This window comes from Nostoc paludosum FACHB-159 (genome assembly GCF_014698835.1).
Taxonomy (GTDB): domain Bacteria; phylum Cyanobacteriota; class Cyanobacteriia; order Cyanobacteriales; family Nostocaceae; genus Nostoc; species Nostoc paludosum.
Window position 1 is genome coordinate 191,356 of the sequence record NZ_JACJTU010000008.1, and the last position, 12,949, is coordinate 204,304.

Annotated in this window: 11 protein-coding genes; 5 read left to right on the forward strand and 6 right to left on the reverse strand. The window is 43.7% G+C overall.

Annotation, left to right across the window (positions count from 1 at the left end):
- Positions 1–428: 428 nt before the first annotated feature.
- Together H6H03_RS10790 and H6H03_RS10795 are read right to left on the reverse strand one after the other, a co-directional pair.
- Entirely contained in the window at positions 429–1,211 is a 783-nt protein-coding gene (locus tag H6H03_RS10790) for a 5'-methylthioadenosine/S-adenosylhomocysteine nucleosidase family protein (protein WP_190955122.1), read from the reverse strand.
- The gene (locus tag H6H03_RS10795) at positions 1,204–2,169 is read right to left on the reverse strand and encodes a ferritin-like domain-containing protein (protein WP_242057807.1); all 966 of its coding nucleotides are present in this window, start codon (positions 2,167–2,169) and stop codon (positions 1,204–1,206) included. Before H6H03_RS10795 ends, H6H03_RS10790 begins: the two co-directional genes overlap by 8 nt.
- 39 nt (positions 2,170–2,208) lie before the next feature.
- Here H6H03_RS10795 and H6H03_RS10800 point away from each other — a divergent pair, with 39 nt between their 5' ends.
- The 3 genes from H6H03_RS10800 (at position 2,209) to hpnH (ending at position 7,023) form a co-directional block, all read left to right on the forward strand.
- Positions 2,209–4,887: an efflux RND transporter permease subunit gene (locus H6H03_RS10800; protein ID WP_190955123.1), complete on the forward strand. Its 2,679-nt coding sequence runs from the start codon at positions 2,209–2,211 to the stop codon at positions 4,885–4,887.
- Between the two features lie 42 nt (positions 4,888–4,929).
- Complete coding sequence (gene hpnA, locus H6H03_RS10805; RefSeq protein WP_190955124.1) at positions 4,930–5,940, forward strand: hopanoid-associated sugar epimerase; 1,011 nt, start codon at positions 4,930–4,932, stop codon at positions 5,938–5,940.
- A 63-nt stretch (positions 5,941–6,003) separates the two neighbouring features.
- Positions 6,004–7,023, forward strand: a complete 1,020-nt coding sequence (gene hpnH / locus H6H03_RS10810) for an adenosyl-hopene transferase HpnH (RefSeq protein ID WP_190955125.1) — start codon at positions 6,004–6,006, stop codon at positions 7,021–7,023.
- Positions 7,024–7,213: 190 nt separating this feature from the next.
- Here hpnH and H6H03_RS10815 read toward each other — a convergent pair whose 3' ends face one another.
- The gene (locus H6H03_RS10815; RefSeq protein ID WP_190955126.1) at positions 7,214–7,840 is read right to left on the reverse strand and encodes a response regulator; all 627 of its coding nucleotides are present in this window, start codon (positions 7,838–7,840) and stop codon (positions 7,214–7,216) included.
- Positions 7,837–8,979, reverse strand: coding sequence for a sensor histidine kinase (locus H6H03_RS10820; protein WP_190955127.1), 1,143 nt, complete (start codon positions 8,977–8,979; stop codon positions 7,837–7,839). Before H6H03_RS10820 ends, H6H03_RS10815 begins: the two co-directional genes overlap by 4 nt.
- A 314-nt stretch (positions 8,980–9,293) precedes the next feature.
- On the opposite strand from H6H03_RS10820, the gene H6H03_RS10825 reads away from it, so the two are divergent.
- Entirely contained in the window at positions 9,294–9,881 is a 588-nt protein-coding gene (locus H6H03_RS10825; protein ID WP_190955128.1) for a hypothetical protein, read from the forward strand.
- 19 nt (positions 9,882–9,900) lie between these two features.
- The gene (locus H6H03_RS10830; protein WP_190955129.1) at positions 9,901–10,353 is read left to right on the forward strand and encodes a DUF2141 domain-containing protein; all 453 of its coding nucleotides are present in this window, start codon (positions 9,901–9,903) and stop codon (positions 10,351–10,353) included.
- A 32-nt stretch (positions 10,354–10,385) separates the two neighbouring features.
- Here the strand turns inward: H6H03_RS10830 and H6H03_RS10835 are convergent, their stop codons facing one another.
- Together H6H03_RS10835 and aepY are read right to left on the reverse strand one after the other, a co-directional pair.
- Positions 10,386–11,495, reverse strand: a complete 1,110-nt coding sequence (locus H6H03_RS10835; RefSeq protein WP_242057808.1) for a 2-aminoethylphosphonate aminotransferase — start codon at positions 11,493–11,495, stop codon at positions 10,386–10,388.
- 70 nt (positions 11,496–11,565) lie between these two features.
- Entirely contained in the window at positions 11,566–12,780 is a 1,215-nt protein-coding gene (gene aepY / locus H6H03_RS10840) for a phosphonopyruvate decarboxylase (RefSeq protein WP_242057809.1), read from the reverse strand.
- Positions 12,781–12,949: the final 169 nt, after the last annotated feature.

The window sequence follows — 12,949 nt, forward strand, 5'->3', positions numbered from 1 at the left end:
TACTTGAGAAACAGAGATCGCACATATCTTGACCTACTTCAAAAAAGCGATCGCATGAAAAAATCCGGCTGATTCATCAGCGCGATCGCAAAGACATTAGTACTTACACATGCCACAATGTAAGTGATTTACTAACTAATAGATAGAAAAATTATTTTTAAACACTTTAATATTACTGGTTCTTCAGTACATAGTATACTAAACCAATAAAATAAGCGCCTATTTAATAAATATCTAACTCGGAAATTATCAAAACTTCTAAATCACGAACTAGAAAGTTTAATCAATTTCAGCTTACAAATTTAGAAATTTTTTCCGTGTTTTTATTTACTACATTAGTATTTCATGTCTCAAGTTAAATTTATTGCGTGAATAATAAATTTATAATTAATTTAAAGAAACTTTATCAAAAAGATACTTTGCTTATTTCAGCTTTTAAATAACTGATTTGTAACTTTCTCTAATACTTTCAATGCTGTTAACGAACCTCGAATTAACCGAGTAGCTGCTACGGGTTGGCGAATCATTGCCATAGCTAAAGGCAAAGGACGCAGGGAACCATCAGAGTCGATCGCTGTTGTGAGGTCAGGAATATCGTGCTGACAATCGTCGCTAACTACTCGCAACATTGCCACTGCTACCCCAGCTGCATTGAAAAACTCTAAGGCAGTAAATCCTTCCATATCAACAACATCAGCCGCCAAAGTCTCGCCCAGATGACGTTTTTCAGCAGCAGAGGAAATGACGCGATCGCTTGTCAAGGCGTTGACTAGGGACTGGGGACTGGGGACTGGGGACTGGGAAAGAAGAGTTTTTCCCCTCTGCTCCCTGCTCCCTGCTCCCCTGCTTCTTGCCATGCCCCATGCCCCATGCCCCATACCCAATGCTGAGTGTAACTGTGCAGTGAAAGAACGATCGCACTCTTGCCGTTTACCTTGATAAAGACAATTTTGATACAGCACAACATCACCAACACTGTAGCGATCGCTCAAACTGCCACATAAACCTACAATCAGCACTCTGGATTTTGCAGCCAGAATTTGTCCAATTTCTGCGGATTGTTGTAGGTATTGAAGTAATGGCTGCATCCCAACGGGTATGGGTAATACTGTTGGGATGGAGCCAGTAACACCGCGTAATCCACGACACACGGCTTGATATTCTGCGCCTTGAGGCACAAGAATTGTGTCGTGGGATAAAAAGTTAGGCACTAGCGCTCTCGATATTCTGGAGTTTACGTTTGGGTATTAGCTGGAGGATGCTCAGGGCGAAATTGGCAAGTCTCGGTAATAATTCGGGTTGCAGCAATCGGGGATCGTACTTGCTCATGCGCCGCTGATTTTCTACTAAGCAAATCTGTAGAAATTTTTCTAGTGTCAAGTCTTTAGTAAAGATGTTGGTGCCGGTGGCAGCAAAACCAGTTCTACTGGGGTCATCATTGCCAAAGACGGCAATCAGATTGCTGAGTGCTTTGCCGTAGTGCCAAAGGGTTTTAGTATTCCGTAATGGAATAAATCCCTGGCCGCGTTGAATTTGTGTATAGGTGAACCAGTTGACAAAAAACACGATATGGCGTGTTTCTTCATCTATGATGGGATCGAAGATTGTGAAAATTGATTCTGGAAACACATTAGCTTCACGGGCGATCGCAAATAGCCCATAGGCAAAGAAAGTATCCAGACATTCTTCAAAGCCAAAGCGCGTAAATATTGGCTCAATATTTTGGGGAACTTCGACGGGGGGACGTTCTGGCATTTCGATGCCGTAACGGTCAATTAATCTTTTCAAAAGACGAGCGTGACGTAATTCTTCTTGACCTTGGAGAGCGATGGTAGCTTGTAATAAGGGATCGCTTACCGTTTGGGCGTAACCACTAACTATTGCTCCGGCTTGTCGCTCTGTATCTAGGGCTTTCTCCCAAAAGGGAATACTGCGTAAAAAACTCAAAGCTGCATCGTCCAAATCTGGCCAGGGAAGATACTCAGGAGCGTATTCCCTGTAGCTTTCGGTAAAGCTGCGACAAAATAATTCCTTATGCTCGACAGAACCAAGTTTCATTGTTACAGTTCCATGCTTGTTAAAAACTTTGTCATAATTTGAGCGACAATAAGTAATATTGCCATTTGGTGGTGACCAAAACTCGCAAACCGAAGGCGATTGCTGTAGCATGACTAAATAATTGTGTCACCCGCACGATAATTTTCCAAGATGGTAAAGCTTTCTAGCTCAAAATCCGCACGAGAATTCTTCAATATCTCCAAATTAGCGATTAAATTTTCGTGGCTGACCATAAGTTTTTGGATTGCCGTCACGGTAGCTGGTGTTCTTGCCTTCAGTTCCCTGAAGTATGCATTGTTTCCAGATATTACCTTCCCAGTGGTGGTTGTAAATGCTACAGCCTCCCTGACGACTGCGCTAGATACAGAGACCAAGCTCACCAAACCCATAGAAGAACGCTTGCGTCCCTTGGAAGGACTGGAGAATATCCGCTCATCTACCTATCCCGGTCAAACAGCTGTTGCCTTGTCTTTTGCTGTTGGTACGAATTTAGAAACATCAACCAAAGAAGTTGAAACCGCCCTCAAGCAGGTGACTCTCCCTCAGGGAGCGACTTCTAAAATTATTCCCTTAAACTTGAACGAGTCAGCCGCCATTAGCTATGCCATTGAGAGTCCGACACGAAATCTCACAGATTTGACTCAGTTGGCGAAAGAGCAAATTGTAAGTGCGATCGCTAAACTACCAGGAGTCCTGAAAGTCTCACTACTGGGCGATGCAACTGCAACTCCTTTAGATCCATCAAAGCTCAGTGCAGCAAATTTAACCCAAAAAGGATCTACCTTAGTTCGGTTTAACGGGCAAGATGCACTTGCATTTCAGGTAATCAAACGCGGCGATGCTAACACCTTAGAAGTGGTGAGTTTAGTAGAAAAAGAAGTCCAAAAGCTGCGCTCTACACTCAAAGATGTCAACCTCACTTTAGCTGCCACTCAAGCAGAATATATCCGCCAAGCCACCCAATCAACAATTGATTCTCTACTAGAAGCAATTTTGCTTTCCATCGTCGTCATCTTTCCATTTTTGTGGAACTGGCGAGCCACTTTAATTTCTGCATTGGCAATTCCTACGTCTATTTTGGCGACATTTATCGTCATGGCGATTTATGGCTTCAATTTAGAGACAATTACGCTGCTGGCTTTAGCTTTGGTGATTGGCAGTATTGTTGATGATGCGATCGTTGATGTAGAAAACATCATGCGACACGTAGATGATGGAGAAAGTCCCCGCCAAGCAGCGCTTTTAGCTACCAATGAGATCGGATTGACGGTTACAGCAGCCACCTTGACGGCAGTAGCAGTTTTTCTGCCCATAGGTTTAATGGGTGGAGTCATCGGTCAGTTCTTCAAGCCCTTTGGGATCACTGTTTCAGCCGCAATGCTCGCTTCTATGCTAGTGGCGCGGACTTTATCTCCAGTTTTGGCAATCTACTGGTTAAAACCAAAACCCTCAACCTCCCCTCGCCGTGAAGCAAAAATTTGGGTGACCTTTGCCCAATCTTATAGAAACTTGCTAGCTTGGTCTTTAAATCATCGTAAAACAGTCATTGCATTAGCTGTACTCAGCTTCGTTGCAGGCATAGCACTAATTCCACTAATCCCTAAAGGATTTATCCCCAAATTAGATCGCGGCGAATTTAATATTGCTTATACGGCTCCCTTGCCAAAAATCCCTGACCTAGCACAACTAGGAGGAGCAGAAGGAGCAGCAGGACTAAATTCTGCCTCATCCCAGTCCCCAATCCCCAATCCCTTAAACGATTCCCTTGAGGTTGCAAAGAAACTCGAAGCGGTGGTGAGAAAAGATCCAGCAGTGGAAACGGTATTTACCACCGTTGGTTCTCGCGAGGGTGAGCCAAACAAAGGTACGCTATATGTGAGGCTCAAAGAAGACCGGAAAATCACAACTGCCCAATTACAAGACCAGCTACGCTCCTCATTACCAGTTCTTTCTGGTGTCAGTACCAGTGTTGAAGACATTAAATTTGTTGATAGCGGCGGTCAAAAACCTCTGGAGGTGGCATTACGAGGTAACAATCTCCAATCTCTAAGCAAAGCTGTGAAGGCAATTAAAGAGAGGATTGAGAAAATACCGGGATTTGTGGATGTGACAGTTACAGGTGAAAGCAATTCACAAGGCACGGTGTTGCAAATTGAGCGTCTGAATAATCAGCGGGTAGCTTATATCAGTGCTAATCTTGGCAAGGATTTTTCCTTGGGCGATGCTACCGATAAAGTAGTAGCCGAAGCCAAAGCCGTGTTGCCATCTGATGTTTCCTTAGATTTAGGAGGAGACTCTGCCAAATTAAACGAAGTTTTTGGCAGTTTTGGCAGTACTCTAGCTTTATCTGCCCTGTGTATTGTTGTGGTACTGATTTTGCTGTTTAAAAGCTGGGTAGATCCTTTGGTGATTGGTGTCTCTTTGCCTTTGGCGCTGGTAGGGGCGATGTTGGCGCTACTGATTACCAAAAGCGACTTTGGCATGATCTCGCTGATTGGCTTTGTGTTTTTGTTGGGACTAGCAAACAAAAATGCCATTTTATTGGTAGATTACATCAATCAGCTACGCAGTGCTGGCATAGACCGCACCGAAGCAATCCTCAATACTGGACTAGTGCGGCTGCGACCAATTATGATGACCACCGCTTCTACGCTTTTAGGAATGCTACCCATCGCTTTAGGTCTTGGTGCTGGTTCGGAATTGCGATCGCCAATGGCTGTTGCGATCGCTGGCGGACTGATAACTTCAACCATCCTCAGCTTGATTGTTGTGCCGGTCGTCTACACAATTTTGGATGATTGGTTTCCTCGGAAAAAATTTCAGATTTGAGATTGTTTCTGTATCTAAAATTGAAAATAGGGGAATTCCAAATTGAGCAATCCAAAATCCAGAAAGGTTTTTGTCACGGGGGGTACTGGTTTTATTGGTGCCCACTTGGTGCGATTGCTGCTGCAAGAAGGATATACGGTCAAAGCACTGGTACGCCCTAGCAGCAATCTGCAAAATCTACGCGGTCTGGAGGTGGAAATTGTCAAAGGCGATTTGAACGATGTAAATCTCTGGCAACAGATGAGCGATTGTCAATACCTGTTTCATGTGGCAGCCCATTATTCACTATGGCAAGCAGACCAGGAATTACTCCAGCGTCACAATGTTCTCGGTACGCGCAATGTGCTACAAGCAGCCCAAAAAGCGGGGATTGAGCGTACAGTTTATACCAGTTCGGTGGCAGCTATTGGGGTAGGTTCCTCTGGTGCAGCCGTTGATGAAACACATCAGAGTCCCTTAGAAAAGTTGGTGGGTAACTACAAAAAGTCTAAATATCTCGCCGAACAAGAAGCTATAAAAGCGGCTGCTAAAGGTCAGGAGATAGTTATAGTCAATCCCAGCAGCCCTATCGGGTCATTGGATATCAAACCTACGCCGACAGGTGATATAATATTGCGGTTTTTACGGAAACAAATGCCGTTTTACTTGGATACTGGTTTGAATTTTATCGATGTGCGGGATGTAGCATGGGGGCATTTACTAGCTTTGCATAAGGGTAAATCTGGCGATCGCTATATCTTGGGGCATCAAAACCTCAGTCTCAAACAACTACTCGAACAACTCGCCGAGATTACAGGTTTGAGGGCACCCCAAGGAAGTTTACCAGCTTGGTTACCCCTGAGTGTTGCTTGGGTTGATGAAAAAATTCTCGCGCCACTGGGGAAATCGCCTTCAGTGCCTATAGATGGCGTTCGCATGGCCAAACAACCTATGTATTACAATCCCGCCAAGGCAGTGCGAGAGTTGGGTTTACCCCAATCTCCCATCAATGGCGCACTCCGGGATGCTGTGGATTGGTTTGTGGCTCAGGGTTACATTAACGAGCGCAAATAGGGGTGCAATGCTTTGTACCGCGACAGTGGTGTTTCTATATCTTAAAGAGGAGCGATCGGAATAATGGCAGTTAACTTACAACAAGCTATAGATATCGGCAAGTATCTGGTGACTCAACGTCTGTTGGGACGCAAACGCTTTCCTTTAGTCTTAATGTTGGAGCCTCTTTTTCGGTGTAATCTAGCGTGTACTGGTTGTGGTAAAATCCAACATCCCAAGGAAATATTAAAGCAAAACCTCACCCCAGAACAGTGCTTCGCCGCAGTGGAAGAGTGTGGCGCACCGGTTGTCTCAATTCCTGGGGGAGAACCTCTACTACATCCCCAAATTGATGAGATTGTGCGGGGATTAGTTGAGCGCAAAAAATACATTTACTTGTGTACCAATGGATTGTTATTAGAAAAGAGCCTGGATAAGTTTCAACCTTCCCCTTATCTGACTTTCAGCGTCCATCTAGATGGAATGCGGGAATTGCACGATCGCTGTGTCGATCGCAAAGGTGTTTTTGATATTGCCGTCCAAGCCATTCGCGCCGCTAAAGCTAAAGGCTTTCGTGTCACCACTAATACCACTATCTTTGAGGGTACTGACCCCAAAGATATGCAAGAGTTCTTTGATTTTCTGGAAACACTTAATACTGACGGGATGATGATTTCCCCTGGCTACAGTTACGAGTGGGCACCAGATCAAGACCATTTCCTCCAAAGAGAACAAACACGCGCCCTGTTCCGAGAAATTCTGGCTCCATACAAAAACGGTGCAAAAAATTGGAACTTCAATCACAATCCGCTGTTCTTAGATTTTCTCGTCGGTGAGAAAGACTACGAATGCACGCCTTGGGGTAGCCCAAGTTACAGCGTTCTCGGTTGGCAAAAACCTTGCTATCTGCTAAATGAAGGTTATTACTCTACCTTCCAGGAATTACTCGCACAAACTGACTGGAGTCAATACGGCCAGAAGAGTGGTAATCCCAAGTGTGCTGATTGCATGGTTCACTGCGGCTACGAACCGACCGCCGCGATGGATGCGATGCAACCGCAAAATATGGCGCGTGCCCTTACTAGTGTGTTTGGTAGGAATTAAGAGAGAATTCAGAATTCAGAAATCAGAATGCAATTTCTAGTAGGGGTACGACACAAGTAGAATTATTTAATGAAATGAAAGATTATGCTTGCTGTGCCCCTATAATTCCTCATTAGTTTATAAGATAATCAAGTTCTACAAACTTTCAAGAAGGCTTGGCAGAACAAGAAGTCCAAAAATTAATATTTTGCTAGAGCAGATTTCGTTGCGCCCACAGTGCTGCTGCAACACGATCTCGCATTTCCAACTTACTTAAAATCTGACTTACATGATTTTTGACGGTTCCCTCACTAAGATAGAGTTCCAGTGCGATTTCTTGGTTGTTCTTGCCCTCGCCCACCAGTTTCAAAACCTCAACTTCGCGTTTGCTGAGTGAATGCAGGACGCGATCGTCACTCAAAGACTTCAGTTGAGAAAAGGCTTTCGGTGCGATTGTCGGCCCTAGTTGGCTGTAGCCTTGTGCTACAGAACGAATTGCACTGGCAATCTCTGGGGCAGGTGTACGCTTGAGCAGATATCCCAATGCACCAGCTTGCAGGGATTGTAGGATATATTCATCATCATCAAAGGTCGTCAGCACCAAAATCCGAATCCAAGGATAGTATTGATGAATTTCACGAGTCGCTTGAACTCCATCACACACAGGCATTCGTACATCCATGAGAATTACCTGTGGCTGCAACATTTTCGCTGCGTGGATGGCTTGTTGACCGTTGCTTGCTTGTCCCACAATTTCTAAATCTGCCTCTACCGAAAGCATTGTGGCAAGTCCTTGCCGAAACAAGTTCTGGTCATCTACAAGCAACAGGCGAATCATAACGGCAACCTCACGTAAATTCCAGTCCCTTGAGCCTTGGCGGTTTGAATGTCAAGTTTACCCCCTAGTAACTGAACTCGTTCAATCATACCTTGAAGCCCAAAACCCTGATGAAATGGCGTTTGCTCAAAGCCAACCCCGTTATCTTTTAACTCTAAGATTATGCCTTCGGTGGTTTGTTGTGCAAAAAAACTAATTTGGGATGCTTGTGCGTGTTTTTGTACATTCATCAATCCTTCCTTGACAATGCAGTAGATTTGATAACTTTGATAGATGGGAAGGACTGGTAAATTGACTTTCCACTGCACTTGTAAGCTTGAAGTCTGTCGCAGTTGTTCGAGTAAACCTATTAATGCTTGGTTAAGGTCGAAGTCAGATTGGCGCATCCGACTTAATGCCTGACTAACATCCTCAATACATTGTCTGGCAAGAAATTTGGCAGTATCAACCGCTTGAAAAGCTTGGTTGGGATCGTGCGATCGCAGAGTTTGTGCCACAGCCAGTTGAGTATCGAGATCGGTGAGTGTATGTCCTAATGAGTCATGAATTTCCCGTGCAATTCGTGTGCGCTCTAGCGTTGCTACAAGAGATTCGACTTGCTCCGAGAGTTCTTCAATTTTCTGATGATTTTTCTGCTCCCTGACAATCATTCCTGTAACCATAACCGTAAAAAAACTAGCAGCAACGTAAGTTCCTAGACCAAACAGACCAAACCTGAGCAGATTGCCAGAAATTATACCAAGTGAATCTGGCTGGATTTGCTGTGGCAATTGATAAACATCACTCGCATACTTGCTGATTGTCCAAGGGATAGCCATGATGCCGATGAGTACAATTGTTGGGCGCTGCCCCAGCAGAAAATAGCTCTTAGCAAAATAAATAAACGGAAATATTGCCAGATCTAGAGCCTTAAATCTGGCGATAACAAATATACACAGTGCCAGCACTATGTAACTCAAACGTTGCCATTGAAGACGACGAACCGGATAGATCCAACTGAGCAAGAAGAAGCAGCCACCGAAACCAAGTACCGTAGGCAGATTATAGCTGGGAACACTCAGCCACATTCCCAAATGAGCAGTGAGAAAAATCCACTCTAACGACCGGAATGTTTGGGGAAGCGACCTCAGAAACACCATCTTGAGAAAAGAGATTTACGTGAGTTGTGTTTTTTACGACTATACTGCACCTGCTGTCACCTAAAACCGTGACCTGGGTCATGTTTTTGCGTGCATTTTAGAACTGTTGTCAGCTTTTCTTCCTGGATATATTAACACTTAGGGAATCGAGGGTCAGACAATACCTGAGATCGCAAAACTCATAACATGTTCAACCAACTTGAACCTGACAAACTGACAATTAAACACTTGAATCTGAAGTGGATTGTTGGGCTGGCTATTGTGTTCCTGCTAACAACAGGAACAGTTGCGTTGCAAGTTCTGGAGATAATTCTATGCACTTAGTCCGATTCAGTTTTATAGTGTCAGGAATCGCTCTCGCTATTTTTATAAATGACAAGTCCTCTGCTCAGGGAACCAATGGTAGAGATACGCAAAATTCAACAGTGACGGAATTGCCGAATAGTCCAAAATCTTTACCACTATTATCTCAGTCCTCTCAAGCATCCAGCCAACCGCGAGAACGGCGCAGCTATATCGGAGTGGGCGGAGGGCTTGGGCTAAGTGGGGGTGAAACAGGGTTAGCAGATGGCGGATTTTCCATTCTGTCTCGGATTGGAATTACCGATAGTGTTTCTATTCATAACTCTACCGTTTTTGGAGAGCAAACTGCCGTAATGCCAGCGTTGACGATTGGCGTTTCAATTCGAGGTGCTAGTAATGCTTCTGTGATTGCTTTTCCCTTTATTGGAGGTGGTATTAATATTAATACTTCACAAAATTTTGAAGTCGATCCACTCTTGGTTGCAGGTATTGATGTCCCATTGGCCGATCGCCTCATGGCAACTACTCGCCTTAATGCCAGTTTTGGTGAAGATAAGACTGATGCTGGACTTCTTTTAGGAATTGGCTATCGTTTGTAAATTCTACACCAAGATAAGAATGAGAAAACAATCTATTGGTTTGTTGCTGATATCGATGTTAGGAGGATGGATGATGTCTTCGTCTGCAAATGCGAATTTAAACAGTCGTTTAACTGTCGAAATTAATGGGTTAAGGAACCAAAAAGGAACTTTATGTTTTAGTTTGTTCTCTAATGAGCAAGGCTTTCCAAATCGTAGCGATCGCGCTGTTGCTTCTCGTTGCGTTGCGGCGAAAGAAGCATCGGTTTCTGTAATATTTGATCGGCTAGTACCGGGTAATTATGCAGTTGCGGTCATCCATGATGCTAACGACGATGGCAAGCTTAATATAGGCTTTTTGGGTATTCCAAAAGAAGGATTTGGATTTTCACGCAATCCCAAGATTGGCATAGGTGCGCCAAGCTTTCAAGATACTGCCATCCTAGTTGCTGGAGAGAGCAGCATTCAGATTGAGTTGAACTATTTGCTGTAATCGTCTGTTGCCAAAATTTTGCCGGCAAAGTTTCAATATTTGTCAGTAAATGAGTTGGAAATAATTTGTTGAACAACAGCAACAAATCTTTCCATATCAGCCTGAGTAATAGCTCCCATTGTTGATACTCGAAAGATAGATTGGGCTAAATTTCCCTGTCCAGAATAAATTACATAATCCTGTGCTTTGAGTTGGTCGTGAAATTCTTCATAACTGAAATTATTTGGTAAATAATAAGCATTCAAAACTACAGATGAACTTCCTTCGGGAAGTAAAGGTTTAATTCCCATTGAAATTAATCCGTCTCTGACTAAGTTTGCAAGTTGGCTGTAATAGCTGTGTCTAGCACGCCATCCTCCTGCTTCTGCCATTTCTTGCAAAGCTTCTGCTAAAGCATAAAATGTCTGTACTGATTGAGTAAAAGGTGTACCGCCTTTATCTTGCTGTTGGCAATAGGTTGCTAAATCTAAATATAAGGTGCGGGGGATTGTATCTGCTGAGGGTAGTGCATCCCGGCGCACTATAACAAAAGATGTTCCAGGGACACCATGCAGACATTTATTCGCTGTTGCAGCACAAGCGGTAATTCCCCAAGCTTCAAAATTCAGTTCCTCAGCGCCAAAGCTGCTGACTGCATCTACTAATATTTGAATGCCGCGTTGCTGACAAATTGCAGCAATTTCCACTAAGTTATTCAGGCGACCAGTAGTAGTTTCGTGATGGACAACAGCGAGGTGAGTGATATCAACGTTTTCATCTAACAGTTTAACTAAACCTTTGATATCTATTTCTGCATCCCAAGGATGGGAAAGTGTAATGTAATTAATGTCGTGAATTTTGGCAATTTTGGATATTCTTTCGCCATACACGCCATTTTCAATTACCAGCAATTTCCCATTTCTGGGTACTAAACTGCTGACCATAGCTTCCATCGCTGCTGTACCAGAACCGGTAAGTAAAACTGCTACCCAGTGAGCACCTGCAAGATCGTAAACTTGAAGTAATTGTTCGCGGATTCTACTTTGCAGCTGAGAAAATTCCACTTCCCGATGACACAAATCGGGACTTAACAGCGCATTCCTCACGCGATCGCTCAAATTAACAGGGCCAGGATTTAGTAAAATCATTTTGTTATTGGGCATTGGGTATTGGGCATTAATAAATCAAGAGTTTGTACTTTGAATTTATTAATTACGAATTACGAATTACGAATTACGAATTATTAATATGTTTCACAAAGCGTTGCAACACTGCTTCCGGGGTGAGGTTTGGTCTGGGTAGCTTCTCTAGAGTTCCGGGACGGATTTTGAGATGAGCGAATTTCGGTCTACTTTTCGTATCTGCGGTAAATAAAGCATCTAAAAGCGCGGGGTCGTCTCCGGCTAATGTGACGCCATAACCGCAGGCTTCGGCAATTTTGGCAAAGGAGATACCAAAAGAGACGGTGGCTTGTGCGCCTGTGGAATCATGGACTTCATTATCTAAGAGAATATGGAGTAAATTCGCACCTCCATAAGTGCCGATAGTCGCAAAATTACCCATTCGCATTAACGCTGCGCCATCGCCATCAATCACCACAACTTTGAGATCTGGACGCGCTAAGGAAAGCCCCAATCCCATTGAGGAAGCACAACCCATCGACCCAACCATATAAAGATGATTGGCGCTGTCTTTAGTTGCGAAGAGTTCGCGGCCAGTATAACCAGTAGTAGCAATTATTACGGTATTTTCGGGGTTGATGAGTTCGACAATTCGAGCTAAAGCTTGGTTGCGGGAAATCCGTTCTTCTTGATTACCCTTAAAAAAGCTTTGCTCAATATGAGCGTCATTGTTATCTTCGCGTTTGGGGATAGAAGAGCGCGTCAGTGCATGGGGCGCAATTGTTCCCTTACGCATAATTAGAGAGTATGGACGGCGCTCTTGTTTTATGTAAGCTGTGGCTCTTTGCAAGACTGGTTCTATTTCTGCTGCATCTGTGGGGAAAAATTCCCAAGGTACAGTCATAGTTTCCAGTAATTTATCTGTGATTTGCCCCATTAATTCATGTTGGGGTTCATCTTGTAAATTGCGATCGCCTCTTAGGGTACAAATAACTAACAGTGGAATCCGAAAAATATAATTCAAGGAAGTTAGCGGGTTAACTGCATTCCCCAAACCAGAATTTTGCATCATCACCACTGCATGTTTACCTGTAATTGTAGCTCCAGATGCGATCGCCACAGCATCTCCCTCATTAGCTGCGGAAATATAAGTCAGTTGAGGATCGTTAATGACGTAGTTAATAAACGGCGTCAGAAAAGAACAAGGTACGCCAGCATACCAATCAAAACCAAAATTACGAGCAGCTTCGACAAATTCCTTTGCTTCAATCATAAATGTAGGGCATTGGGCATTGGGTATTGGGCATGGGCATTGGGCATTGGGCATTGGGCATTGGGGATGAGGGGGGTGAGGTAGAGACTTTGAACTGAAAGTTTTAACCTCAAAACCTCAACGTTCTAGTTTAAAACCTCAACGTTCTAGTTTAAAACCTCAACGTTTTAGTTTAAAACCTCAACGTTCTAGTTCAAAACCTCAACGTTCTAGTTCAAAACCT

Bases quoted from the DNA above. Each gene is read 5' to 3' on its own strand.
- H6H03_RS10795 (WP_242057807.1), bottom strand. From the start codon at position 2,169: ATGCTACAGCAATCGCCTTCGGTTTGCGAGTTTTGGTCACCACCAAAT.
- H6H03_RS10800 (WP_190955123.1), top strand. From the start codon at position 2,209: ATGGTAAAGCTTTCTAGCTCAAAATCCGCACGAGAATTCTTCAATATC.
- hpnH (WP_190955125.1), top strand. From the start codon at position 6,004: ATGGCAGTTAACTTACAACAAGCTATAGATATCGGCAAGTATCTGGTG.
- H6H03_RS10815 (WP_190955126.1), bottom strand. From the start codon at position 7,840: ATGATTCGCCTGTTGCTTGTAGATGACCAGAACTTGTTTCGGCAAGGA.
- H6H03_RS10820 (WP_190955127.1), bottom strand. From the start codon at position 8,979: ATGGTGTTTCTGAGGTCGCTTCCCCAAACATTCCGGTCGTTAGAGTGG.
- H6H03_RS10825 (WP_190955128.1), top strand. From the start codon at position 9,294: ATGCACTTAGTCCGATTCAGTTTTATAGTGTCAGGAATCGCTCTCGCT.
- H6H03_RS10830 (WP_190955129.1), top strand. From the start codon at position 9,901: ATGAGAAAACAATCTATTGGTTTGTTGCTGATATCGATGTTAGGAGGA.
- H6H03_RS10835 (WP_242057808.1), bottom strand. From the start codon at position 11,495: ATGCCCAATAACAAAATGATTTTACTAAATCCTGGCCCTGTTAATTTG.
- aepY (WP_242057809.1), bottom strand. From the start codon at position 12,780: ATGCCCAATGCCCAATGCCCATGCCCAATACCCAATGCCCAATGCCCT.